21 protein-coding genes are annotated in these 24,217 nt (G+C 71.8%); 11 read left to right on the top strand and 10 right to left on the bottom strand.

All coding sequences use genetic code 11. The features are described from left to right. Both ACWEN6_RS05165 and ACWEN6_RS05160 read right to left on the bottom strand, forming a co-directional pair. Positions 1-1,074 (bottom strand): thymidylate synthase, encoded by a 1,074-nt coding sequence (locus ACWEN6_RS05165; protein ID WP_452569044.1) that lies wholly within the window; start codon positions 1,072-1,074, stop codon positions 1-3. Next, the gene (locus tag ACWEN6_RS05160; protein ID WP_452569043.1) at positions 1,071-1,490 is read right to left on the bottom strand and encodes a nucleoside 2-deoxyribosyltransferase; all 420 of its coding nucleotides are present in this window, start codon (positions 1,488-1,490) and stop codon (positions 1,071-1,073) included. The genes ACWEN6_RS05165 and ACWEN6_RS05160 overlap by 4 nt, the downstream gene beginning before the upstream one ends. A 125-nt stretch (positions 1,491-1,615) precedes the next feature. Here ACWEN6_RS05160 and ACWEN6_RS05155 point away from each other — a divergent pair, with 125 nt between their 5' ends. Continuing rightward, entirely contained in the window at positions 1,616-2,494 is an 879-nt protein-coding gene (locus ACWEN6_RS05155) for a helix-turn-helix transcriptional regulator (RefSeq protein ID WP_452569042.1), read from the top strand. Positions 2,495-2,554: 60 nt separating this feature from the next. Here ACWEN6_RS05155 and ACWEN6_RS05150 read toward each other — a convergent pair whose 3' ends face one another. Further along, positions 2,555-3,682 (bottom strand): FAD-dependent oxidoreductase, encoded by a 1,128-nt coding sequence (locus ACWEN6_RS05150; RefSeq protein WP_452569041.1) that lies wholly within the window; start codon positions 3,680-3,682, stop codon positions 2,555-2,557. A 224-nt stretch (positions 3,683-3,906) separates the two neighbouring features. Between ACWEN6_RS05150 and ACWEN6_RS05145 the strand changes: the two genes are divergently transcribed. From ACWEN6_RS05145 to ACWEN6_RS05115, 7 genes are all read left to right on the top strand, one after another. Beyond that, positions 3,907-5,520, top strand: coding sequence for an ABC transporter substrate-binding protein (locus tag ACWEN6_RS05145; RefSeq protein ID WP_452569040.1), 1,614 nt, complete (start codon positions 3,907-3,909; stop codon positions 5,518-5,520). Positions 5,521-5,535: 15 nt separating this feature from the next. Then, positions 5,536-6,492, top strand: a complete 957-nt coding sequence (locus ACWEN6_RS05140; protein ID WP_452569039.1) for an ABC transporter permease — start codon at positions 5,536-5,538, stop codon at positions 6,490-6,492. After that, the gene (locus tag ACWEN6_RS05135) at positions 6,489-7,343 is read left to right on the top strand and encodes an ABC transporter permease (protein ID WP_452569038.1); all 855 of its coding nucleotides are present in this window, start codon (positions 6,489-6,491) and stop codon (positions 7,341-7,343) included. The genes ACWEN6_RS05140 and ACWEN6_RS05135 overlap by 4 nt, the downstream gene beginning before the upstream one ends. Positions 7,344-7,375: 32 nt before the next feature. Further along, the gene (locus ACWEN6_RS05130) at positions 7,376-9,529 is read left to right on the top strand and encodes an ABC transporter ATP-binding protein (protein ID WP_452569037.1); all 2,154 of its coding nucleotides are present in this window, start codon (positions 7,376-7,378) and stop codon (positions 9,527-9,529) included. Positions 9,530-9,606: 77 nt separating this feature from the next. Next, entirely contained in the window at positions 9,607-10,518 is a 912-nt protein-coding gene (locus ACWEN6_RS05125) for an alpha/beta fold hydrolase (protein WP_452569036.1), read from the top strand. A 2-nt stretch (positions 10,519-10,520) separates the two neighbouring features. After that, the gene (locus ACWEN6_RS05120; protein WP_452569035.1) at positions 10,521-11,555 is read left to right on the top strand and encodes a 2-oxoglutarate and iron-dependent oxygenase domain-containing protein; all 1,035 of its coding nucleotides are present in this window, start codon (positions 10,521-10,523) and stop codon (positions 11,553-11,555) included. A 3-nt stretch (positions 11,556-11,558) separates the two neighbouring features. After that, positions 11,559-12,338, top strand: coding sequence for a DUF427 domain-containing protein (locus ACWEN6_RS05115; protein ID WP_452569034.1), 780 nt, complete (start codon positions 11,559-11,561; stop codon positions 12,336-12,338). A gap of 45 nt (positions 12,339-12,383) precedes the next feature. Here ACWEN6_RS05115 and ACWEN6_RS05110 read toward each other — a convergent pair whose 3' ends face one another. Next, positions 12,384-12,887: a DUF2247 family protein gene (locus tag ACWEN6_RS05110; RefSeq protein ID WP_452569033.1), complete on the bottom strand. Its 504-nt coding sequence runs from the start codon at positions 12,885-12,887 to the stop codon at positions 12,384-12,386. A gap of 91 nt (positions 12,888-12,978) precedes the next feature. Further along, positions 12,979-13,806, bottom strand: a complete 828-nt coding sequence (locus tag ACWEN6_RS05105) for a helix-turn-helix transcriptional regulator (protein ID WP_452569032.1) — start codon at positions 13,804-13,806, stop codon at positions 12,979-12,981. Between the two features lie 95 nt (positions 13,807-13,901). Between ACWEN6_RS05105 and ACWEN6_RS05100 the strand changes: the two genes are divergently transcribed. Next, positions 13,902-15,260: an MFS transporter gene (locus tag ACWEN6_RS05100; protein ID WP_452569031.1), complete on the top strand. Its 1,359-nt coding sequence runs from the start codon at positions 13,902-13,904 to the stop codon at positions 15,258-15,260. A gap of 92 nt (positions 15,261-15,352) precedes the next feature. Here the strand turns inward: ACWEN6_RS05100 and ACWEN6_RS05095 are convergent, their stop codons facing one another. From ACWEN6_RS05095 to ACWEN6_RS05080, 4 genes are all read right to left on the bottom strand, one after another. Beyond that, positions 15,353-15,838, bottom strand: a complete 486-nt coding sequence (locus ACWEN6_RS05095; RefSeq protein ID WP_452569030.1) for a hypothetical protein — start codon at positions 15,836-15,838, stop codon at positions 15,353-15,355. Positions 15,839-16,098: 260 nt separating this feature from the next. Beyond that, positions 16,099-16,908: an SDR family NAD(P)-dependent oxidoreductase gene (locus ACWEN6_RS05090; RefSeq protein ID WP_452569029.1), complete on the bottom strand. Its 810-nt coding sequence runs from the start codon at positions 16,906-16,908 to the stop codon at positions 16,099-16,101. Further along, a complete protein-coding gene (locus tag ACWEN6_RS05085; protein WP_452569028.1) occupies positions 16,905-18,230 on the bottom strand; it encodes an FAD-binding protein in 1,326 nt (441 codons plus the stop codon). Before ACWEN6_RS05085 ends, ACWEN6_RS05090 begins: the two co-directional genes overlap by 4 nt. 70 nt (positions 18,231-18,300) lie before the next feature. Continuing rightward, positions 18,301-19,218, bottom strand: coding sequence for a decaprenyl-phosphate phosphoribosyltransferase (locus ACWEN6_RS05080; RefSeq protein ID WP_452569027.1), 918 nt, complete (start codon positions 19,216-19,218; stop codon positions 18,301-18,303). A gap of 409 nt (positions 19,219-19,627) precedes the next feature. Here ACWEN6_RS05080 and ACWEN6_RS05075 point away from each other — a divergent pair, with 409 nt between their 5' ends. Beyond that, on the top strand, positions 19,628-20,965 hold the full coding sequence (locus ACWEN6_RS05075) for an acyltransferase family protein (RefSeq protein ID WP_452569026.1): 1,338 nt from the start codon (positions 19,628-19,630) through the stop codon (positions 20,963-20,965). On the opposite strand, the gene ACWEN6_RS05070 is transcribed toward ACWEN6_RS05075, so the two are convergent. Next, positions 20,955-23,192, bottom strand: a complete 2,238-nt coding sequence (locus tag ACWEN6_RS05070) for an ArnT family glycosyltransferase (RefSeq protein WP_452569025.1) — start codon at positions 23,190-23,192, stop codon at positions 20,955-20,957. The two genes, ACWEN6_RS05075 and ACWEN6_RS05070, sit on opposite strands and share 11 nt — an antisense overlap. A gap of 73 nt (positions 23,193-23,265) precedes the next feature. Between ACWEN6_RS05070 and ACWEN6_RS05065 the strand changes: the two genes are divergently transcribed. Further along, positions 23,266-24,063: a class I SAM-dependent methyltransferase gene (locus ACWEN6_RS05065; protein WP_452569024.1), complete on the top strand. Its 798-nt coding sequence runs from the start codon at positions 23,266-23,268 to the stop codon at positions 24,061-24,063. Positions 24,064-24,217 lie beyond the last annotated feature (154 nt).

Here is a 24,217-nt window from a genome sequence, read left to right as displayed (position 1 = left end):
CTACACCGACAACGCGGTGACCGCGTCCCGCATCGCCCAGTGGTAGTTCATGTAGTCGCGTTCCACGGGCGACAGCGGCACGGTCCGCGTGCGCAGCCTGCGGCTGAGGTACTCGATGGCCGCGAGCCGGAAGTCGGAGGAAGGGAGTTCGCCGACGATCTCGAACGCCGCTTCCGGGGCGTCGCCCTCGGCGAACGCGAGGTAGGCGCGCAGCATCGTGGCGCTCGCGTTGAAGAAGGGGTCGCGGATCAGCGCGTTCTCGGCGCGGGCCTGCCGGTGGGAGCCGGCGCGTGCCAGGCCTTCCACAGTGAACACCTGCTGTAACACGTCGTCCAGCTGGTCGAGTCCGATCTGGATGGGTATCGGGGCCATTCCGAAGTCGTAGACGCTGCGAATCCCGCTGTGGCGCATGATCCGGTTCGCGGTGTCGTAGTGGCGTTCGTAGATGTGCATCGTGCCGACGAACCAGGACATGCGCCCTACCGCCCATCCGAGCGAGCTCGCCATGATCTCGTGCAGCACGCTCCACTCGAAGGTGTTGATCCCCGAGAAGCCCCAGATGGCGTCGTTGGCCCGGACCGCGACGTTGAGGTGGAGCGTCGAGTCGCGCTGGATGAAGTGCAGCCAGTTGTTGCAGGGCACGTCCAGTGTGTCGACGTAGTCGAGGGCCGGGTCGAAGATCGTGGCGACCGCTCGCTTGGTGTGGGCGTCCTCGGCCAGGCGAGCGTGGACCTGGGCGAGCTGGTCGACCTTCTCGTCCCATGCGCGCAACCGCGGGCCGTAGGCGGCGCGCCAGGTTTTGCCGTCGTCGGAGAACTCCGCGGCCCGGGGCAGGTAACGGCTCAGGAAGTCGAGATCGTTACGCCCTGCCAGAACCCACAGGGTCTCGGCGATCTGGGCGAAGACGTTGTTGTTGCGATGCGGGATCGTCAGCACCCGCTCCCTCGGCCGGTCGATGGTGACCAGTGCCGACAGGATCTCGCGCTGCTCGCTGCCCCGGGCCGCGACCGTCCGGCCGCGGGCGTTGATGTCGTCGAGCACGCCGACCAGCGCGTCTGTGACGTTGCGGCTCATCGCGTCAGCTCCGCGAGTTCGGTGTCGAGGGCGCGCAGTGCCTGGGGAAGGTCGGTGTACGCGACCGTCGCCACCCCGGAACTGCCGGCGATCATCGCCGACAGCCTGTCGCGCTCGCCGCGGTACAGCGCGATGACGGGGGTTTCGCGGTGGACGGCGGTGGCGATCTCGTAGCCGACGCCCAGGCTGGGCGTGCTGACCTCGGCGACGACCACGTCGGCGCTGCGCAGCCAGTCGAGGTCGCGATCGTGGATGCGCGAGTCGCTGAGGTGCGACTGGCCGTGCAGGGAGAGCGAGTAGTCGCCGACGTGCTCGGTGAGTACGTCGCCGTACCGTTTGAGGTGCGTGATCAGCGCTTGGTACGTGGGGACGTCGTCACGCCCCGCCCTGATCGAGCCTGCGAAGTAGATCTTCACTGGAATCCCCTCGATTCCTCAAGGCCGGAGAGGTAACTTCCGCGATCCGCGCGTTGTGCGGACGCCGGGCAAACCCCACTTTAAAGAGCTGAAATAGAGGGAATCGTTTATAATTGTGACTTGAGATGGTCAGAAGAGGACAGCGCCCGGTACCCGAGGTCGGGTTCGCGCCGGGCATCGGCCTGCCACCCGGCGTCGAGGTCGTGTCGCTGGCCCAGTTGCACGCGCGGGTGCGTTCGGGATCCCTGGCGCAGCCCCAGCGGCCGTCGTTCCACCACCTCATCACACTCCATTCGGGCACCGTGCCGCACACGGCCGACTTCGCCGAGTACGCGCTGCGCCCGGGTGAGTGGCTGTGGACGCGTCCAGGCCAGGTCCAGCGGTGGGGGCACCCGGGCTCCGCGACGGGTACGGTGATCATGTTCGAGGCGAGCTTCGTCGACACCGAGACCCTTCGCCTGGCCCACGTCGACGACGCCCACGCGCCGGTGCTGCGCGTTCCCACCGCGGCGGAGAGCGCGTCCCTCACCACGACCCTCGAACTGCTGAGGAAGGAGTACCGGAGTCCGTCGAAGCCGTGTGCCGTCCACGCGCTGCGGCTCCGTCAGGCGCTCGGCCTGCTGCTGTTGCGCCTGGCGTACCTGGAGTCGGTGACGCGGTCGTCCCCGGAGCCGGCCGACGCGATCTTCGTGCGCTTCCGGCAGGCCGTCGAGCGGCACTTCGCCACGTCCCGCAGCGTCACCGACTACGCGCGCCGCCTGGGCTACTCCCCGCGAACGCTGAGCCGGGCCACCGAGCAGGCGGCAGGAATCGGCGCGAAACGGTTCATCGACCGTCGGGTCGTCCTGGAAGCGCAGCGGTTGCTCGCCCACACCGACCGCACGGTGACCCAGATCGCGATGGACCTCGGCTTCCCTTCGGCGGCGAACTTCACCACGTTCTTCCACCGCCACGCCGGCCGGACGGCCCTCGAGTTCCGCCAGCAGGTGCGGGACGAGGACTGAGCCGACGTCCGCCGAGGCCGGCTCCGGCCATCCATGCCCGGTCAGCGCGCGGTTAGGAGATCAGGCCCCGGCAGGTGGGCGTGTCAGCGCGAAGCGGGGGTCGGGGGGGTGACCGGTGAGGGCGAGGTCGGCGAGGATCCGTCCGACCGCCGGGACGAACTTGAAGCCGTGCCCGGAGAACCCGGCCGCCACGACGACGGGACCGACCCGGTCCAGGACGAAGTCGGCGGTCGGCGTCGAGGTGTAGGTACAACTGATCGGAGTGAAGGCGTCCGCGTCGACACCTGGCAGCCATGCGCGGGCGTACTCACGCAGGATGCGCAACTGGGCGGGCTCCGGCCGGAAGTCGCGATCGTCGGGGTCGACCACCGGGCCCGTGCCGTGAAACCCGGCCTTGACGCCCTCGCCGGGCGTTCCGAGGCCGTAGACGCCGCTCGGGAACCCGGTGGCCTCCAGCGACTCGCCGTCGAGATGGTGCACGAAGCTGGGCCATGCCATCTCGCGCAGCGGGGCGAAGTACGCGGGCTGCTCCTGCGTGACGCGCAGCGGCGGCAGTGGCACGAGGCCGCCGAGCAGCTTCTCCGCCCATGCCCCGGCCGCGACGACGACTCTTTTCGCGTGGTAGACGTCTTCCCCGGCCGTCACCTCGACGGCGTCGTCGCCGCGTACCGCGATCGAGGTGACCGGCGTCTCGTGCCGGACGACGGCGCCCAGCCGGGCCGCCTGCGACTGCAGCGCCGACAGCGCGTCGTCGGCGTGCAGTCGCCCGCTCGCCGGATGAAACAGCACCTTGCCGTCATAACGCAGGCCGGGCCAGCGCTCGGCGGCCTCCTCGGGGGCGAGCCACTCACCTGGCGCGCCCGCCGCCTCGACCGCCTCGGCCAGCAGGCCGAGGTGCGGCGTCCGCCCATGGTCGACACCACCGGTGACGGTGAGCAGAGGGACGCCTGAGGCGGCCTCGAGCTCCCGCCACAACCTCCCGGCCTCGTGGGCGAGCCTGATGTAGACGGGCTCCACGTAGGAGACGCGGAAGATCCGGGACGCGCCATGCGAGGCTCCGCGTACATGCCCCGCCTCGAACCGCTCCAGCACCACCACGTCGGCTCCATGGCCGGCCAGCCGCCATGCGGCCGCCGACCCCATGCCCCCGCCGCCCACGACGACGACGTCCACCTCGTACCTCATCATTCACGACCTTTCCGGCGCGACGCACCGCGTCATCATCCAGCGACCACACCGATCCGGTCACGCGTGTCCGCACTGGGGTTACGGACGGCGGGGCCGAGCAGCGGCGATCGAGGCGTTGCGGACCTTCCTGGCGGGTTTCGGTGGCTCGACGGGGGGATTCCTGACGGCCGATTCGCTCTCCCGGGAGGTTGACAACATACTATTCCTACATAAATAGTATGGATATGCCGAAACACTACCCGTCCGGCCTTTCCCGGCGCGACCTCCTGGCCGGTGCGGGAGTCGCGGGGCTGGCCGCGCTGGTGGCCGCCTGCTCGGGCGACACCCGTACGAGCGCCGGCGTGAACACCGGAGAGTCCGGAGCGTCTTCGGCCCCCGCGACCCCGAAGAGCGGCGGGACCTTGCGTGCGGGCTCGCCCCCGCCGCCGACCGCGGTCGACCCGGTCTCCATGTACGACGGGACCGCCATCGCGATCGTCCAGCTCGTCGCCGACTACCTGATCTGGCTGGACAAGGACTACCACCTGGTCCCGCGTTTGGCCGTCAAATGGGACACCACGGACGAGGGCCGGACCTGGGCGTTCACGCTGCGCCAGGGTGTGGTCTTCTCCGACGGCACGCCGCTGGACGCCGACACGGTCAAGGCGTCCTTCGACCGGCTGCTCGACCCCAAGAGCAAGTCCGCCGCGCTGTCGGCGTTCGACACCGTCCTGGCCGAGGGCGGGGTGAGCGTGCGGGACCCGCACACGGTGGTCTTCAAGCTGGAGCGGGCGTTCTCGGACTTCCCGTACCTGGTGTCGGCCGGCAACTACAACGCCCTGATCCTCAAGAAGGACTACTCGGGCGACTTCGCCAAGAAGCCGATCGGTACCGGCCCGTTCCTGCTCGCGTCGTACGACCCGTCCAAGGGCGCCACCTTCACCCGCAACCCCAAGTACTGGGAGCCGGGCAAGCCGTACCTGGACGGGGTGGAGATCAAGTTCTACGCCGACGACCAGGCGGACCTGCTCGCGCTGCAGGGCGGCGACGTGGACGCCCAGATCCTCAGCCGGGCCTCCCTGACCGAGCCGCTGAAGGGCACCGGGGACATCGTCGTCGACCAGGTGAAGAGCACCGGATTCACCGCGTTCACGCTCCGCGTCGACCGGGCGCCGTTCGACAAGAAGGAGGTCCGCCAGGCGATCGCGTACGCCCTCGACCGGCCGGGCGTCAACGCCGTCACCAACAGCGGCATCGGCGCGCTCGGCAACGACCACCTGTTCGCCGCGCTGTTCCCGGCCGCGCCGACCGACCTGCCGCAGCGGGCCAAGGACCCGGCGAAGGTCGCCTCGCTGCTGGCGGCGGCCGGCGTGGGCAAGCTGTCCTTCCCCCTCACCTACGACCCGCCGAGCAAGGACTACGCGCTGGCGATCCAGAGCCAGCTCAAGACCGTGGGCATCGAGGTCACCCTGGACCAGCGCACCTCGGCCGACTTCTACGGCGGCGACCAGGAGAAGGACACGCCCTGGCTGTTCACCGACGCGAACCTGGTGGGCTGGGCCGGCCGGGCGGTGCCCGGCCAGTTCATCATCCCGATGGTGAAGAGCGGCGCGGTGTGGAACGGCGCCAAGTACGCCAACCCCGCGCTGGACAAGGCGGCCGACGCCTACGACTCGGCGGCCGACGACGCCGGCCGCAAGGCCCAGGCCGAGATCATCGCCACCACGCTGAACGATGACGTGCCCGTGATCATCAGCGTCTGGTCGGGTGCGGTCCGCGCGTACAACGGCAAGAAGTTCGCCGGTATCGAGGCTCATCCGTCCAGCTACGTCGACTTCTCGTCGGTTTCCCGGCTCTAGGGCGGTGTGGCGGAGATGAGACGTTTCCTGCTGCGGCGGATCGCGGCGATCCCGCTCACGCTGCTCGCGGTGTCCGTGCTGGTCTTCACCGCCACCGAGGTGATCCCCGGCGACGTGGCCCGGACCATCCTCGGCAGGGAGGCGAGCGGCACGGCGGTCCGCGAGCTGCGCGCCCAGCTCGGGCTCGACCGGCCGCCCCTGACCCGGTACGGCGACTGGCTGCGCGGCCTGCTCACCGGGGACTGGGGCGACTCCTTGACGCTCCGGGTTCCCGTACGCGACCTGATCGCCGACCGGCTCGGCGCCTCGCTGCTGCTGGCGCTGCTCGCCTTCGTGCTGCTGGTGCCGGTCGCGGTGACGCTCGGGCTGGTCGCCGGGATCGAGCACGACCGCCCGGCGGACCGGGTCATCAGCGTCGCCGGCCTGGCGTTCGGGGCGATCCCGGAGTTCGTCACCGGGGTGATCCTGCTGGTGGTGTTCGCCGTGAAGCTGCGCTGGTTCCCCGCCTCGGCCCAGATCCCACCGGACGCCACGCCAGGGCAGGCGCTCGGCCACCTGCTGCTGCCCGCGCTCTCCCTCGTCCTGCTCTGCACCGGGTACGTCTCCCGGCACGTCCGCGCCGGCACGATCGCGGCCGTCGAGAGCCCGTACGCCCGAGCCGCGGAACTGCGCGGCCTCACCCGCGCCCAGGTGGTGCGGCGGCATGTGCTCCGCAACGCGACGGTCCCCGCGACCAGCGCCCTCGGCGTCCAGCTCCAGTTCCTGCTCGGTGGCCTGGTCGCCGTCGAACTGCTGTTCAACTACCCCGGGATCGGCGCCCTGCTGCTGCAATCGGCGGTGGACAAGGACCTGCCGACCCTGCAGACCACGGCGATGGTCCTCGGCGTCATCTACATGGTCGTCTTCCTCGCCGCCGACCTGGTCTACCGCCTGCTCGACCCACGGGTACGGCTGGGGGTGGCGGCGTCGTGACCGGTCTGGTGATCGGCCGGGCGGCGCGGCCGGTGCGGCGTGGCCGGCCGAGGAGGTCGCGGGTCGCGCTGGCCGTCGGCGGGGCGGTGATCGTCGGCTGGGCGGTGGTCGCGGCGTTCTGGCCGCATCTGGCGCCGTACGACCCAGGGCTGCAGGATCCGCTGCACCGGTTCGCGGCGCCCGGGCCCGGGCATCCGCTGGGGACCGACCAGTTCGGGCGGGACACCCTCTCGCGGATGCTCGCCGGGGCGCAGCCGGTGTTGCAGGTCGCGCCGCCGGCGACGGCGCTCGGCGTGATGGCCGGCACCGTCGTCGGACTGATCGCCGGAACGCTCGGCGGGCTCGTCGACGAGATCGTGATGCGCGTACTCGACGCGATCGCGGTCTTCCCGACGATCATCGCGGCCGTGCTCTTCGTGGCGCTCGCCGGCCGTTCGGTGACCGTCGTGGTACTGGTCATCGGGGCCTCGTTCACCACGATCGTGGCGCGCAGCGTGCGCGCGGCGACGCTGGTCGAGCGGGAGAAGGCCTACGTCGAGGCGGCGCGCCTGCGCGGCGAGCGGCCGCTGCCGCTCATGCTGCGCGAGATCTTCCCCAACGTGGCCACGACCGTGCTCGTCGAGGCGACCTCGCGGTTCGGCGATGCCATCTTCGCGGCGGCGACGCTGTCCTTCCTCGGCCTCGGCCAGCCGCCCGGCTCCCCCGAGTGGGGCGCGTCGGTGTCGGACAACCGCGCCTGGCTGCAGATCGCCCCCTGGACGGTGCTCGCCCCCGCCCTGGCCATCGCCTCGCTCGTGGTGGGCACCGCGCTCGTCGCGGACGCGCTGCGCAACCGCTGGGAGGCCCCGTGAACCGGCCGGGGCTGAGGGTCGAGGGGCTCACCGTGACGTACCAGACGGCGCGCGGGCCGGTCGAGGCGGTGTCGGAGGCGTCGTTCGAGGTCGCCGCCGGCGAGACGTACGGGCTCGTGGGAGAGTCGGGGTGCGGTAAGACGACGCTGGGCGGGGCGCTGAGCGGGCATCCGCCCCGGGGTGGCGAGATCACCGGCGGGCGCGTGCACGTGGACGGCACCGATGTGCTCGCTCTTCCGCCCGCCGAGCTGCGGCGGTGGCACGCGGCGTCGCTGGCGGTGGTGCACCAGGACGCCGGCGGCGCGCTCGATCCGACGATGCGGGTCGGAGCGCAGCTCGCCGAGGTGCTGCGGCTGCAGGGCCGGTCACGGCGCGCGGCGCGGGCCGAGGTGCCCGAGCTGCTCGACCGGGTGAGGCTGCCCGATCCGGCCGCGATCGCCCGGCGTTATCCGCACCAGCTCTCCGGCGGCCAGCAGCAGCGCGTCGTGATCGCCGCCGCGCTCGCGGCCCGGCCGCGGCTGCTCGTGCTGGACGAGCCGACCACGGGACTCGACGCCACCGTGCAGCACGAGGTGCTGACGCTGATCTGGGCGCTGCGCGCGGAGCTCGGCGCCGCCGTCGTGCTGATCAGCCACGATCTGGCGCTGGTCGGGCGGCTGTGCGATCGGGTCGGCGTGCTGTACGCCGGGCGGTTCGTCGAGCAGGGCCCGGCCGAGGAGGTGCTGGCCGCGCCCCGTCACCCGTACACGGCCGCGCTGCTCGCCAGTGCCCCGCGCCTCGGGATGACCCGCCGGACCGCACCGCTGGCCGCGATCCCGGGACGTCCTCCCGCTCCCGGCGAGGCGGGCCAGGGATGCGCGTTCGCCGCCCGCTGTGCCCACGCCGACGACCGGTGCCGGGCATTCCTGCCCGCGCTCGGTCCGGTGCCCGGCCTCGGCCCACGCGCTCACCGCACCGTCCGTTGTCATCACGCGGCCTGGCTCGCGGACCTGCCGAACCCGGCCTCGCTCCACGCGCCGGATCACCGCCACGACGGGAACACCACCGGCGGAACCGATCCCGCCGGAGTCGCCGGCGGAACCGATCCCGCCGGCGGGCGGGGTACGGCGGCGGGCACGGTCCGGCGGGCCGGCGCCGGCGCCGCGGCACCCGGCCCGCAGGGGGATCCGGCGACCTTGCTGGAGGTGCGCGGGCTGGTCCGCCGATACGGCCGGCTCACCGTCGTCGACGAGGTCGACCTGACCATCGCGCGCGGCGAGGTACTGGGGCTGGTGGGTGAGTCCGGCAGCGGCAAGACGACGCTCGCGCGGGCCGTGGCCGGGCTCGGCCCGCCGGGACCGGGCACCATCACACTCGACGGACGGCGGCTGGCCGCCGGGACCGGACGGCGCGAGCCGCAGGTACGGCGCCGGATCCAGATGGTCTTCCAGAACCCGGACGCCTCCCTCAACCCCCGCCACACCGCCCGGACCGTGCTGGCCAGGGCACTGCGCAGCCTGCGCGGCCCGCTCACCGTGAACCGGCTCGCGGAGCGCGCCGGCCTCGACCCCCGGCTGCTGGACGCGCGCACCGACCGGCTGTCGGGCGGCCAGAAACAGCGCGTCGCCATCGCGCGGGCCTTCGCCGGGGACCCCGATCTGGTGGTGTGCGACGAGCCGGTGTCCGCGCTGGACGTGAGCGTCCAGGCCGGGGTGCTGCGACTGCTCGCCGAGCAGCAGCGGCTGACGGGCACGGCGTACCTGTTCATCTCCCACGACCTGGCGGTCGTCGGCTACCTGGCCGACCGGATCGCGGTGATGTACCGGGGCCGGATCGTGGAGCGGGGCCCCGCCGAGGACGTCCTGACCGGCCCGCACCACCCGTACACGGCGTCCCTGATCGCCGCGTCCTCGGCGACGTTCGCCGAAACGCCCCGCGGGGAGACCGCGCCGGGAGGTCCGGCGCCGGACGGCGAGGGACCGCTCGTGGTCGTGAAGGGGACGGCCGGAGCGACCCCGGCCGGGTGCCGGTTCGCGCACCGGTGCCCGTCGCGCATCGACGGACTCTGCGACACCACCGACCCTCCGGTCCGCACGCTCACCTCCGGTGACGGCGGCCACTCCGTGCTCTGCCATCTGGACCTCACCGGACTGCCGCGGGCCGCCCTGCCGGTGTCCGTGGCCGGAAAGGAGGAGTCACCTGCGTGATCAGGCTCGCCTTGGAAGCGGGTCGCCTGGAAATCACCGCACGCGATTGTCGAAGGTCGAAGATCGAAGGAAGTCTCATGTCATCGAACCAAGTCGTGGCCGACAACGAGTTCGCCGATGTGGCCGGCACGCTGGAAGGTCTGGGCCTGGAGCGGGATGTCCCGCCGACGGTGCAGCGCCGCTGGGTCAGCGTCATCGCCGGTGGCCATGTCAGCGGCGTGAGCTGGGGTGCCGGGCCGGCCGAAATCGTCCTCCTGCATGACGCGCGGCGCAGTGCGCGCGCGTGGGATCGGCCGGCGCTCGCGCTGAACCTTCCCGCCCTTGCCCTTGACCTGCCAGGACACGGGCGGTCGAACTGGCGCAGGGACGGGGTCTACCAGCCGCGCAAACTCGCGCCCGCCATCGCGGAGGCCGTCCGGTCCTTCGCCCCGAAGACCAGGGTGGTGGTGGGACGGGGCCTGGGCGCGCTCACCGCGATCGCGCTCACCGTCCGCAACCCCGGGCTGGTCCGCGGCCTCGTCCTGATCGACACGCTGCCGGGCACGGCCGCCGACGTCCCGGCCGCGGGCCCCACCAGGTTCGCCTCCCGGGATGAGGCGCTGACCTGGCTGCGCCAGACCCACCCGTCCGCGCCACCGGAGCTCCTGGCCGACGACGTGCGGCACGAGGCGGCCGAGGAGGACGACGGGACCTGGGGCTGGCGCCACCACCTGGGCAACCTGCCCCCCGAGCGGAACGGCGGACTCGACGACGAGACCCTGTGGGACCAGATCGGCGCCGTCGCCGCAGGCGGCGTTCCCGTGCTGGTCGTCCGGCCCGGCTCGGGCAGCCGGCTCACCGCGCCGTCCCTGGACGAGCTGTCTCGCCGCGCGCCCGGGGCGCAGGTCGTCACGGTGACCGAATCCGCCGGGATCGTCGAACACGACCAGCCGGCCCGCCTCGCGGACCTGATCCGCGAGTTCCACTCCGACACCCCACAAGGGAGTTGACCATGACCGTCACGCGAATCCCCGTCATCGACCTCGAACTCGCGCTCAGCGACGACGCACCCGCCGAGTTGCTCACCTCCGTCCGCGACAGCGCCGAGCAGATCGGCATCCTCCAGGTCGTCAACCACGGCGTGCCCGCCGAGCTGATCGACGAGTTCCACGACCGGATCGGCCGCATCCTCGACCTGCCGCGCGAGGAGAAGAAGACGCTGGCCAGCCCGACCGGGCATCCGTACCGGGGTTGGCGGCAGTGGCCGGACGACTTCGGGCGGCTGGAGCTGGAGCGGTTCTCCATCAGCCGGTTCGGCACCCCGGAGGAGGCCGTGGCGGCGGGCCTGCCCGCCGAGCACGCCGGGCTGTACGCCCACGCCAACGTCTGGCCCCAGGACGACCCGGGACTGCAGGAGCTGGCCAAGCGGTATCACGACGCCTCGGTCGGCGTGGCCGAGAAGACCCTCGCCCTGTACGCCAAGGCCCTTGGCGTGCCCGCCTCGGTGTTCCCCACCGAGGGCCGGCCGTACTACACGAGTTTCGTCGTGAACAACTACCCGACCTGGACCTACGCCGACGACGCCGCGACCGCGGACGAGGACAAACTGCTCCTGCTGGAGCACGCCGACGGGTCCGCGCTCACCGTGCTGCACCAGCGCGGCGACTACGAAGGACTGCAGGGCCAGACGCCCGACGGGTCGTGGATCCCGGTGCCCATCGTGCCGGGCGCGCTCCAGGTGTTCTCGGGTTCGCTGCTCACCAGATGGACCAACGGGCGGCTCCGCCCGGGGCGGCACCGGGTCGTCGCCGGGGGCACCGTGACGCGGCGCTCCACCGCCGTGTTCTGGCACCCCAGCCTCGACACCGTGATCGAGCCGCTGGAGCCGTTCGTCGACCCGGCCGAGGGCAGCGACTACGAGCCCAGCCTGCTGTGGGACGAGATCAAGGACAACGTGGAGGAGTACCTGCAGGTGTTCGGGCGGCCCGAGCAGGTCGCGGCGTGGCGCGAGGGCCGGCCGTACGTCGCCGACCTCGCGGAGGCCTGACCGATGCCCGCCTCCGACACGCTCAACTGGGAGCCGAGCGAGCGCTGGGTCCGCGGGGTGAAGGGCGGCGTCACCGTCGTCGACAGCCCGCGTCCGGTGCTCGTCTGGGAGCCCGGCCACCCCGTTCCGCGCTACGCGTTCCCGGCCGAGCACGTGCGGGCCGATCTGCTGCGGCCGAGCGCCGACCCGCCGCCGACCGGTCCGCACGCGGGCGCGACCGTGTACTACGACCTGGTCATCGGCGAGGAGGTCGTGCCGAACGCCGCGTTCGCCTACCCGCACGCCGACCTCGCCGATCATGTCTCCTTCGAGTGGTTCGGCCACACCGAGCCGGTGTTCGACCACTGGTACGAGGAGGCCGAGGAGATCTTCGTGCATCCCCGTGACCCGTACAAGCGGGTCGACGCGCTCCCCAGCCGGCGGCACGTCCGGGTGGAGGTCGACGGCCAGGTGCTGGCCGAGACCGACAACCCGGTCCTGCTGTTCGAGACGGGGCTGCCGACCCGCTACTACATCCCGCCGGAGGACGTGCGCTTCGACCTGCTCACCTCGACCGATGAGCACACCCGCTGCCCCTACAAGGGGATCGCGTCGTACTGGTCGATCACCCGCGCCGGTACGGCACCGCCGAACGTCGCCTGGGCCTACCCGGACCCGATCCCGGCCGTCGCGCCGATCAAGGACCACGTCGCTTTCTACAACGAGGCCGTGGACATCGTGGTCGACGGAGTGAAGACCGACCGTCCCGTCACCCTCTTCACCAGTCACCTCACCGAAAGCTGATCGCGTGGCGTGACAGAGCCGGTTCCATCCGTGGTCGGCACCGAGTCAGCCCGGCGACGAATCGCCGCGGGTCCTGTACCAATCCGCCCGCTCCGACAGGTAGGACTCCAGTCGCCGCAGCATGGCCGGCTCGCCGAACTCCTCACCCGGAGGCGGGGGCATGTAATAGATGAACGGCTCCATCTCCTCCGGATAACCGAAATCAGACCACATCATCTCGATGACGTCCCAGAAACCGGAGATCGTGCCCTGGCGCTCGTGCAACTGCGCGAGCGCCAGGTACCTCCAGACCTTGCCGATCTCCGGATCGGCACAGTCCACGTCGTCGCGCGCGGAGACGGCCGTCCTCACCTTCTCCTCGACCTCGCTCGGCAGGAGATACAGCATCTCCTCCTCGGTCGGCAGGCCGGGCAGGTCCGCCGACAGGTGCCTGGCGAGCTCAGCGAGCGCAGCCGGTGAAAGCCGGCCCTTTCGGTATCCGCACACCAACTCCTCGGCGGTCAGGACGACTCGCGCCGATATGAAGCCGGCCGGAATCGCGAATCTCACGAGATCGTTCATTGTCTACTCGTTCTCCCGCTGATGCTGCCGTGCTTGTCGACACCGGCATTCCGGCCCCATCTCCACAGACCGAGCCCGGCTATCTCACGAGCCGGGTCAGGGCGGAGTGTGAAGGGGTGCCGGGTGGGGCGGTGTAGGCGACGAGTCGTTGGCCGGGGGGCTGGGGGGCGTTCAGGACCTCGTAGTCGAGCGACATGCGGCCGACCGCCGGATGGTTCAGCTCCTTGCGTCCGCTGACCTTCCGGCGCAACTCCCGCGCGGGCCACAGTCGGCGGAACTCCGGGCTGGCCTCATGCAGTTCGGCCACCAGTGCCGTGAGTCCGGGGTCGTCCGGACGGTGCCCGGCGGCGGCGCGCAGATGGGCCACCGAGTCCGACGCGATGTCCGCCCAGTCGACGAAGAGCTCCTTGGCCCGCGGGTCGGTGAACACGTACCGCACGTTGTTCGGCCGGCGGGGGCCGTCGACGAGGTGCCCGAACAGTGCGACGGCGCTTTCGTTCCACACCAGCACGTCGCTGCCCCGGTCGATGACGTAGGCGGCGGTCGGCGGGGCGAGCAACTCCAGCATCCGGCGGGCGCCGGAGGCGAGCACCTCCGGCCCGGACTGCGGGCGAACCTCCTCGGCCAGCGCGAAAAGGTGTTCACGTTCGGCGTCGGACAGCCGCAGCGCCCTGGCCAGTGCGCCGAGCACGCTCGGCGACGGGTGCGGCGCCCGGCCCTGCTCAAGCCGGACATAGTAGCCCTCGCTGACCCCGGCCAGCCGGGCCATCTCCTCCCGGCGTAGCCCCGACGTGCGCCGGACGCCCTCGGCCGGCAAACCCACCTCACCGGGCCCGAGTAGCGTCCGCCGCGACCGCAGGAACGCCCCCAGCTCGGCTGCCCGCCTACTCCGCCTGACCGACTCCACCCGCTCCCGCCTCTCATTCTCGCCGGTCAAGGTGGCCCTGCCAGGTGCACCCTCGTCCGTTGCCGGTGGGATCACCCCTGCCCCAGGCTGGTCCGGTGACCACAAAGATCGCCACCGAACGGTCGACCGGACCGTGGACACTGATCGCCGCCGCGACCGGGTTCCTGATGGTCAGCCTTGACGCCACCATCGTGAACGTCGCGCTGCCCACCCTAAGCCGGGAACTGGGCGCCGGGCTGACCGAACTGCAGTGGGTGGTGGACGGCTACACGCTGATGTTCGCCGCACTCCTTCTCACCGGCGGATCGCTGGGCGACCGGCTGGGCGCACGGCGGGTCTTCGCCTGCGGACTGGGCCTGTTCGCCCTCGCCTCGCTGGCCTGCGGACTGGCCGTCTCACCGGCCATGCTGATCGCCGCGCGGTTCGTCCAGGGCATCGGCGCCGCCGCGCAGCTGCCCGCCTCGCTGGCGATGATCCGGCACGGCTACCCCGGTCAGGCCGAACGGACCAGGGCGATCGCCGTCTGGGCGGCGGCCGGTGGAGCCGCGGTGGCGGCCGGACCAGTGCTGGGCGGGCTGCTCATCGCCGCGCTGGGCTGGCGGTCGCTGTTCCTGGTGAACCTGGTGATCGGCGCGATCGGGCTGCTGCTGACCACGCGGGCTGCCGCTCCCTCGCCCGGTACGGGTCGCCGGTTGGACCTGCCCGGTCAACTGGCCGCCGTACTGACGCTGTGCGCGCTCACCTTCGGGCTCATCGAAGGCGGCTCACTGGGCTGGTCCTCGCTCCCGGTACAGGCCGCGCTGGCGGCGGCGGTGGTCGGCGGAGCACTGTTCGTGTGGTGGGAGCGCCGGACGGCGGAGCCGATGCTGCCGATGCGGCTGTTCGCCCGTCCGGCGTCCTCCTCGGCCGGCGTGGTCGGGTTCGCGATGAACTTCGCCTACTACGGCATCGTGTTCCTGCTCAGCCTGTTCCTGCAGAACCAGCGGGGCTACTCGGCGCTGGTCACCGGCCTGATGTTCCTGCCGATGACCGCGACCGTGACGGCGGCGAACCTCCTCGGCGGGCGGCTCACCGGACGGCTGGGGCCGAAACCGCCGATGGTGGCAGGGCAGCTGTTGTTCGCGGTGGGCCTGCTCGGGTTGCTGTGGGCTGGCCACACCGCGCCGAACTGGGTGATCTGGCTGGCCATGCTCCCCATTGGGATCGGCGGCGGCATCACGGTGCCGCCGATGACCAGCGCGCTGCTGGAGAGCGTCGAACCGGCCCACGCCGGGGTGGCCTCCGGCGCGCTGAACGGGGTGCGGCAGGTCGGCGGCGCGGTCGGCGTGGCCCTGTTCGGCACACTGGTCTCCGGCGGCTTCCTGCCAGGGCTGCGACTGTCACTGGCGATCGCATCAAGCGTGCTGGCCCTCGGCGCCCTGACCGCCGCCCGCTGGGCGCCCGGTGGCCGATGATTCCGTCTTCGGACGCCGGGCCCCGAACAGACCGGCCGACACATGCCCTCGAGATTGTCCGAAGTGGTTCGCCGGCGCTGACCAGTGCGGCCCTATAATCCGTTAATGGCCAATCCAAAGCCACCAAAGTACGCGAACGCCACGAAAAGAACGCCAAGTAGAACGCCAATGTAGCCGTCCCTGAGCTTGGGACTGGCCCACTTCAGCATACGGACACTCGGGCGACCGTCCTTAGGTAGCAGATACCATGCTATCCCGGCCCTATAGCTGTGAGTGATAACGGGCATCAGGCTGAAGAACGCAATGTAACCCGCGATATCTCCTACGGAGTATATGAGCACCGACTTGACCGGGATCCCAATGCCTCGCATCAATATCGAAAGCAGCCCGGCGACCGCAAGGAAGAAGAACCAGACCACACCGCGCCAGGCGTTCGCCCATACAGCGGACACCCTGTCCACGATCTCGGCATTCAGCTCGTCGCGAAGCTCAGCGGCTCCGTCGGAGGCAGTGAAGACGGCCGCCAAAGGAACCGCCAGGCGATCAGCAATTGCCGCACTCACATCCATACCGGCCATCCGTCCTCCGAACTCCACCGCGCCGCCCAGCTTGACCCGCTGTACGTACAGCAGATCCTCTGCGGATCCAGGCCCTTCTGGCGCGCTGCGACCCCGCCGCTCTTGAGCACCGACGTCGGACTCAGATCGGTCCACGACCTTGTCGCAGCACGTGATCGCATCCTCTGTGCGTGCTGTACATAGCTACCGCCAATGGGCTTGCCACGCCTGCCGAGTTCGGCTGTGGCAGTGCCGGAATCGGCGCGGCATCCATGGTCACATCAACGGGGAAGGCGGCGCCAGAGGGGGCGAGGAAGGAGGCGCATGAGGGTGAAGACGGGGCGGAGTTTCGGGGGGCTCCAGACGGTTTCGGCGCCGGAGCGCAGGCCCTTGACGACGTCCTCGGCGACCTGCGCGGGAATGGTGGACATGGGGGCGGGGGGCATGCCCTTGGTCATGCGGCCGATGACGAAACCGGGGCGCACCACCATGACGCGGGCGCCGGAGACGTGCAGGGCGTCGCCGAGGCCCTGGGCGAAGCCGTCCAGGCCCGCCTTGGCCGCGCCGTAGACGAAGTTGGCCCGCCGCGCCCGCACCCCGGCCACCGACGACAGCACGACGAGTGTGCCGTGACCCTGCTCGCGCAGGCGCCGGGCCGCGAAGAGACCGGCGGACACATGTCCGCCGAAGTTGACCGCGACGGACGCCGCCGCCGACACCGGGTCGGCCTCGTAGGCGGTCTGGTCGCCCAGCACCCCGAACGCCGCGACGATCACGTCCAGGTCGCCGGCCGACTTCACGGCCGCGTCGATGACCTGGCCGTGCGTCTCCGGCCGCATCGCGTCGAAGTCGATGAGGGTCACCTCGGCGCCCAGCTCCCGCAGCCGCGCCGCCGCCTCCTGCGCCGGGTCGTGCGGGCCGACCGCGTTCTCGGTGCCGTCGTCCGCACCCGGCCCGGTCGCCGGCAGACGGGCGGCGAGGACGACGCGGCGGGCGCCGTCGCGCACGAGGCGGTCGACGATGGCCAGGCCGATCTCACTGCGGCCACCAAGCAGCAGCACCGAGTCCACCGAGCCGAGGGCGTTCTTCACAGCGAGAGTCTCCTTGCCAGGTCGGAGCGGAAGACGCCGGTGGGGTCGACGCTGTCTCGTATCTTGCGCCATTCGTCCAGACGCGGGTACATGACGGGCAGCAGGTCGGCGCGCATGCGGGAGTCCTTGGCCAGGTACAGGCGACCACCCGCCGCGGCCACCCAGGCGTCGAACTCCCGCAGCATGTCGGCGAGGCCGTCCTGACCTGCGGGGATGTCGAGCGCGAGCGTCCATCCAGGCATCGGGAAGGACAGCATCCCCGGCGTACCCGCCCCAAAGCGCTTGAGCACGGTCAGGAAGGACACCACTCCCCGGCCGGACAGGCGCGACACGATGCGGCGCAGCGTCGCCTCCTCACCGGACGGGACGACGAACTGGTACTGGAGGAACCCCCGCGAACCGTAGACGCGGTTCCAGCCGGCCACGGAGTCCAGTGGGTGGAAGAACGGGGCGAGGTGCTGGACGACGCGGCGCTCGCGGGACTTGGCGTACCAGGCCTCGTTGAAGGCCCGCACGGTCAGCCGGTTGAGCAGGCCGTTGGGCGCCCACGGCGGGGCCGCCAGCCGCGAGGCGGGGGCGAAGGCCAGCGGATCGGCCCCGGCGGGGAGCTCGTCCCTGCGGGCGTGGTCTCCTCGGGTCAGCACACTGCGGCCCATGCGGGGGCCGCGCGCCAGCAGGTCGATCCACGCGACCGTGTACCGGTACCGGTCGTCGGTGCCGGCCATGACCTCCAGCGTGTGGTCCAGGTCGCGGGTGCGTCCGACGTCGACGCGGACGCGGGAGGTCTCGATCGGCACGCAGGCGAAGCTCGCCTCGGCGACGAGGCCGGTCAGGCCCATGCCTCCGACGGTGGCCCAGAACAGGTCGTCGTCCGGGGTGAGCGTCCGGACGGTCCCGTCAGCGGTGACCAGGGTCAGCGAACGAAGGTGGGCGCCGAGCGAGGAGTCCAGGTGGTGGTTCTTGCCGTGCACATCGGCCGCGACGGCCCCGCCCACCGTGACGTACCGCGTGCCGGGGGTGACCGGGACGAACCACCCGAGGGGGACCAGCGCGCGCATCAGGGCGTCCAGACTCATCCCGGCCGAGGCGGTGACCACGCCGGTGCCGGGGTCGAGCGTCCAGCGGTCCGGCATCGCGCTGACGTCTACGACCGTGCCGCCCGCGTTCTGCGCGGCGTCGCCGTAGGCCCGGCCGAGCCCGCGCGCGATCAGCCCGCGCGGCGGCGCCTCGGCCACCAGGCGGGCCAGGTCCTCGGCCGTACGCGGCCCGACGAGCGTCGCGGGAGTGGGTGCGGTGCGTCCCCAACCGGTGAGAAAGGTCATCGGACGACCGTCTCCCTCGTGGAGGTGGAGGTGGAGGTGGAGGCGGTGCGCGCCCGGCCGGTCAGGAAGGTCATTTCACGTAGATCCCGACGACGAGCAGGATGATGAGCAGGGCGGTGTAGAGCTGGAGTGGGCGGTCGTGCAGGGCCAGTTCCTCGGGCTCCTCACCGACGCCGCGGTCCACGAGCAGGTTGTGCCGCAGGATGATCAGCACGAAGGGGACGATGCTCACCCCGTACAGGGTGTCGGCGTGGATCTGCAGCGCCCACAGGCAGTAGGTGACGATCATCGCGCCGGAGGCCATCGACCGGACGTGGGCGAGGTAGCTCGGGGTGTAGGTCACCAGGGTGGCGCGCGTGCCGGCGGTCCCCTGGTTGCGCATCTCGGCCTCGCGCTTGCCCACCACCACCTGGAGCGACCCGAGCGAGACGACGACCAGGAACCAGCTCGTCACGGGCACGTCCACGGCGAGGGCGCCGGCGAAGGCCCTGATCAGGAAGCATCCCGCGACGGCGACCAGGTCGACGACCGCCTCGTGCTTGAGCCAGTAGGTGTAGGCGAGCGTGAGCACGACGTACCCCGCCACGGCGGCGGGCAGCCGCCATCCCCCGGCCAGGGCGGCGAGGGCGGGGGCGACGGCGATGAACAGGACGCCCGCGACGCGCGCCAGACCGACCGGCACGATGCCGGCGGCGATCGGGCGCAGCCGCTTGCGCGGGTGGCGCCGGTCGGCCTCGGCGTCGGCGGCGTCGTTGAGCAGGTACGTTCCGCTCGCGGCCAGGCAGAAGGCCACGAACGCGATGAGGGTGTCGCGCAGGCCGGCCGGGGTGGTCAGCACGCCGGCGGCGGCCGGGGCGGCGAAGACCAGGACGTTCTTCAGCCACTGGCGGGGGCGGCAGGCGCGGGCGAACCCCTTGAGACGCGCGCCGGCGCCCAGGGGCCCGACGGCGGGTTCCGAGGAGCGCACCCCGGCGTGTCCGGTGGTCACGCCATGACTCCTCCTGGAAACGCCGCTGAGCGGGGGGCGATGGCCCGGCGGCTGGGTGGGTGCACGTCCGCGGCCGTCCTGAGCTGGGCGGGGATTCGCGGGCGGTATGTTCTGAAACATAGTTCTATTTCGGGATATGTTAGTTCGGCGAGTGACCCCACGTCACGAGGGATGCGGAAAAGTGACAGAAACAGGTTCTAGATCGCGCGACGGCGAAGACCCGGCCACCGCCGGACCCTCCGTAGCCGCGACCTCTGACCCGGCCCCGGTTCCTCTGCCGAAGGCGGCCCTCGCGCACGAGCCATCCGATCCCTCAACGGAGCCCGCGCACCCGTCCGAGGGTCCCTCGACGGCCGGAGCCCCACCGACCGGCGCGTCCAGCCGGCCCGCCGGTCTCTCAACGACCGCCATGGCCGTCGCCTCTCCCCCGGCCGCCGAGTCCCGGATCTCCGCCGCCGGATCCGAGAGGTCCGCCGCCGGGGGTGGGGTGCCATCTGCGGGTGGGCATCTGGACGCGTTGGACGGGATGCGGGCCGTGGCCGCGTTCGCGGTGCTGACCTTCCACGTCGCCATCGAGTCGGCCACGGCGCTGCGGAACGACTTCTTCGGCGCCCTGCTGTCCCGGGGCGACGTCGCCGTGCCGATCTTCTTCGCACTGTCCGGCCTGCTGCTGTACCGGCCGTACGCCAGGGCCGTGCTCGAAGGCACTCCGCGCCCCGCCACCGGGACGTACCTGGTCAAGCGGGCGCTGCGCATCCTGCCGGCTTACTGGCTGGTCGTGACGGCGGCCATGCTGCTGTGGTCGCGCGGCCACCTCGGCGACGCCAAGACGTGGCTGCAGATGCTGCTCCTCGCCCAGAACTACGAGCTGCACCCCTGGTGGTTCGGCCTCGGGCCGAAGGGCCTGGCGCAGATGTGGAGCCTGTCGGTGGAGGCGGCGTTCTACCTGGTGCTGCCGTTACTGGCCGCGCTGCTCGCGTGGTTCGCGCGCAGAGGCGGCAGGGACGTGGCGACCCGGGCGCGGCGGCTGCTGATCGGCCTCGCCGCGCTGTCGGCGGTCTCCTACCTGTGGACGGTGCTGAGCTACTACCCCGAGTACCGGCCCTACATGAACACCTGGCTTCCGCGCGCCTGGACGTTCTTCGCCCCCGGCATGGCCCTGGCCGTGGTGTCGGTGTGGGTGCGGCGCGAGAAGGACGGCCCGGCCGCCCGCTTCGTCCGGGCCGTCAACGCCTCGCCGGGCACCCTGTGGCTGGTCGCCGCGCTGGCCTACGCGGTCGCGGCCTCCCCGGTGACCGGTTCCCGTTTCGCGGGCGTCGACGGGGTGTGGAGCGGCATCTTCGAGCTGGCGCTGTACAGCGTGATCGCCGCCTGCCTGGTCGCGCCGTGCGCGCTGCTCACCCGAGAGGACGCCCCGGTCGGACGGCTGCTGGGCAACCCGGTCATGCGCTTTTTCGGGCGCATCTCCTACGGGGTGTTCCTGTGGCAGTTCGTCGCGCTGTACCTGTGGTACGACCTCACCGAGCAGCGGCCGTTCTCGGGGAACTTCCTGGTCAACCTGGTCGTGGTCGGCGCGCTGACGATCGGGCTGGCGACCCTGACCTACCGGTACGTCGAGGAGCCGGCGCGCGGCCTCATCCGCTTCCTGCGCCCTTCGGCGACGGCGTCGCCCATGGATTCGCGGCCTTCGTCCCCGGAGCATTCACCGGCCTCCGCGAACCCGGAGACGGCGTCCCTCACGTCTTAGAGGACCCGGACGCCTTCGGTGATGAGGTGCCGGAGGGCTTGGACGCCGGAGACGACTTGGACGGCTTGGACGTCGAGGACGGCTTGGACGACCGAGACGGGTTAGGCGTCGCGGAGGGCTTGGACGACCGAAATGGTTTGGACGTCGCGGGCGGTTTCGGTGACGGCGTCCGCGACGGCGCGGGAGCCCGCGTGGCCGCCGGGGCCGAGGGGGTGGAAGTGGGCGCGGCGGGCGAGTTTTTCGGAGCCGGGGACGCGGGCGCGGGCGCGTTCACCGGTACCGGGGTTCCGAAGGCGAACCCCTTGAGGCAGACTCCCGCCGAAGGGTCGTCCACGCGCAGCAGCAGGCCCTTGCCCGGCGTCCGGACGGGGAAGTGCAGCAATCCCGCCTGGGTGGCCCGCAGGTTGAGCTGCTCGCTACGCCCGCTGACCTCGACGGACAGCGACGTGGCCCGCTTGGCCGAGTACGCCAGCCCCGCCACCTGGTCGGGGCCGGCGAAGGCGACCGGCTCGGGCCAGTAGACCGCTCCGTCCAGGGTGGGCAGGCACTTCTTCCCGGCCGGCGGGAGCTGCGCGAACGCGGGGGCGACGCTCAACGGCACCAGCCTGCCGGCGTCGTCGAACACCATCGCCCGCTCGGTCGGTTCGGGCACGCGCATCTTCGCGCGCACCGCCGGCGAGGCGAGCGGGCCGAGCAGGTGGTGGGTGAGCCGGCGGTTGCCGTTCCAGGACAGCACGATGGACTCCGGCACCGGCCGGGAGAAGATCACCGTGTCGGCCGGGGCCTTGGCGAGCGCGGCCCGCGCGTTGCCGAGGTAGGCGCGGACGCGGTCGCCCGACAGCGTCTGCCGGTAGTTCTCGACCGACACCACGGACATGACCAGGAAGGCCCCGGCGGTCAGCCCGGCGACGACCGGGACGGCGCTGCCCGGCGGCACGGTCCGCCGGTAGGGGTCGGGCTCGCCGCGCAGCGGGAGCAGCGCCGCGCCGAGGCACACCGCGAAGACCACGACCGCGTCGGCGACGTAGCGGGTCTCCGCGCCGACCAGGCCGAGCGCGGTGCCCCGGGCGATCACCGTCGGGACCGCGTCGACGACCACCGCGTACGCCGCGACGATCACCCACGCCCGGGCCGCATGGCGCCGGTGGAACAGCGTGACGAGCACCAGGGCGGCGATCACCGTCCAGGACACCGCGACGAGGAGGGCCGAGGGGTCGGCCACGCCGCCGGTGGAGGGCACCGGCCCCCACGACAGCGGTCCGCCGATCAGCCCCGAGGGCAGCGTCCGGCCGAGCAGGGTGCCGGCCAGGTCGGTGGCCACGTCGGTCTTGGGCAGGGCGGCGCCCTCGCCGGGCGCGGTGTACTGGCGGGACAGGTACAGGGCCGTGTAGCCGCCCATCAGCAGCACGTGCGCCGTCCACACCTGCCAGTGCTCGCGCAGCTCGCGTCCCATGGAGCCGAGCCAGCCGTCCTGACCTCGCCGGACGGGCTGCTCGTGCCGGCGGGCCCCCGGCGGGCGCGGAGCGTCCGGAACGACCGGGACATCCAGAGCGCCGCCGGGGCGCGCGGCGCGCAGGAAGGCGGTGGTGAACGCGAACAGCAGCAGGGGCACGAAGACGCCCTTGGTGCTGAAGGCCATGCCGAACACGACCCACGCCAGGGCCGTCCAGCCGTGCCGGGAGCCCTCGCCGCGCGCGTGGCGGAGCTGGGCCGACAGGGCCAGCACCAGGGCGAGCTGGAGGGGCACCGCGTTGATGGCCGCCGACCACCAGCTGAAGGCGGGGATGGTCAGCGGGCTGAACAGGTAGACCGCGAGCGGCAGCAGGATGCCCGCACGGGGGCCGAACATCTTCCACAGCAGCCGGAACAGCAGCACCGCGACCAGCGCGTGCAGAGCGAACGTCACCGAGGCGACCAGCGTCCAGTCGTAGGCGGCGATCCGCGACTCCGCCCATGTGAGCGCGAGCGCGCCGGGCATCAGGTGGCCCTTGTGGATGCGGAACAGGAAGTCGAAGGTCAGCTCGTGCTCGTAGGCGTCGCCGACGAACAGCAGGTCGTCCTCGATGAAGTACGCGCTTCGCAGGACGGGCACGCGCAGGGCGAGCGAGACGGCGACGAGCAGCGAGCCGAGCACCAGCACCGGGTCGGCGAGCCGGGCCATCCAGCGCGGGTAGGCGATGCGCAGGGTCGGCTGATCCGGCTGCTCGACCGAGACGGTCCGCGGCAACGGTCCCTCCGATCACGTCCCTGTGGCTACTCCTGAGTAACGGACACCCTATGAGCCTCACAAATCAGGCGCAATGCGGTGTTATGCTCCCGGGCACTCGACCACTCCCGGTGAGGGGAAAGCAGACGTGGAGACCCCGAACGCGCCCTTCCGCGCCACACTGGGCCGGTCGGTCCGGCTGCTGTCGGCCTTCCGCAAGGAGCAGACCGACCCCGACTTCTTCTACGGGATGCTCGCCCGGGACACCGCCGCCCAGCTCGCCACCTACGCCGACCTGTCCGGCACGCTGGTGGCCGACGTGGGCGGCGGCCCGGGGTACTTCACGGAGGTCCTGCGGGCGCACGGCGCGCGGACGCTGTGCGTCGACTGCGACGCCGGGGAGATGATGGCCCGCGACGGGGCCGTCCCCGAGGGGGCGATCCTCGGCAGCGCCCTGGACATCCCGTTGCGCGACGGCTCGGTGGACGTGTGCTTCTCCTCCAACGTGCTGGAGCACGTACCCGACCCCTGGCGCATGGCGGAGGAGATGGTGCGGGTGACCCGGCCGGGCGGGGTGGTGTACCTGTCGTTCACCAACTGGCTGTCCCCGTGGGGCGGGCACGAGACCTCGCCCTGGCACTACCTCGGCGGGCATCGGGCCGCGCGCCGGTACGCCCGCCGCCAGGGCCGGCGGCCGAAGAACCTGTACGGCGAAAGCCTCTACCCGGTCTCGGTGTCCGGCGCCCTGCGCTGGGCGCGGACGCGCGCCGACGCCGAGGTCCTCGCCGCCCGGCCCCGGTACCACCCGGAGTGGGCGACGGGCGTGGTGCGCCTACCCGGCGTCCGCGAGATCGTGACCTGGAACCTGCTGCTGGTCCTGCGCCGCCGCTGACCTCCCACCGCCCGATGGCGCCGCGTCCTCCCGCCCCACTGACCTCCCACCGCCCGGCGGCGCCGCGTCCTCCCGCCCCACTGACCTCCCACCGCCCGGCGGCGCCGCGTCCTCCCGCCCCACTGACCTCCCACCGCCCGGCGGCGCCGCGTCC

The organism is Sphaerisporangium sp. NPDC004334 (genome assembly GCF_053602655.1).
Note: the sequence above shows the minus strand (reverse complement) of the source record. Positions and strands in the feature narration are given on the sequence as shown.

Bases quoted from the DNA above. Each gene is read 5' to 3' on its own strand.
- ACWEN6_RS05150 (WP_452569041.1), bottom strand. From the start codon at position 3,682: ATGATGAGGTACGAGGTGGACGTCGTCGTCGTGGGCGGCGGGGGCATG.
- ACWEN6_RS05155 (WP_452569042.1), top strand. From the start codon at position 1,616: ATGGTCAGAAGAGGACAGCGCCCGGTACCCGAGGTCGGGTTCGCGCCG.
- ACWEN6_RS05075 (WP_452569026.1), top strand. From the start codon at position 19,628: ATGGCCGTCGCCTCTCCCCCGGCCGCCGAGTCCCGGATCTCCGCCGCC.
- ACWEN6_RS05125 (WP_452569036.1), top strand. From the start codon at position 9,607: ATGTCATCGAACCAAGTCGTGGCCGACAACGAGTTCGCCGATGTGGCC.
- ACWEN6_RS05120 (WP_452569035.1), top strand. From the start codon at position 10,521: ATGACCGTCACGCGAATCCCCGTCATCGACCTCGAACTCGCGCTCAGC.
- ACWEN6_RS05145 (WP_452569040.1), top strand. From the start codon at position 3,907: ATGCCGAAACACTACCCGTCCGGCCTTTCCCGGCGCGACCTCCTGGCC.
- ACWEN6_RS05165 (WP_452569044.1), bottom strand. From the start codon at position 1,074: ATGAGCCGCAACGTCACAGACGCGCTGGTCGGCGTGCTCGACGACATC.
- ACWEN6_RS05140 (WP_452569039.1), top strand. From the start codon at position 5,536: ATGAGACGTTTCCTGCTGCGGCGGATCGCGGCGATCCCGCTCACGCTG.
- ACWEN6_RS05085 (WP_452569028.1), bottom strand. From the start codon at position 18,230: ATGACCTTTCTCACCGGTTGGGGACGCACCGCACCCACTCCCGCGACG.
- ACWEN6_RS05065 (WP_452569024.1), top strand. From the start codon at position 23,266: ATGCGGTGTTATGCTCCCGGGCACTCGACCACTCCCGGTGAGGGGAAA.
- ACWEN6_RS05095 (WP_452569030.1), bottom strand. From the start codon at position 15,838: ATGGCCGGTATGGATGTGAGTGCGGCAATTGCTGATCGCCTGGCGGTT.
- ACWEN6_RS05115 (WP_452569034.1), top strand. From the start codon at position 11,559: ATGCCCGCCTCCGACACGCTCAACTGGGAGCCGAGCGAGCGCTGGGTC.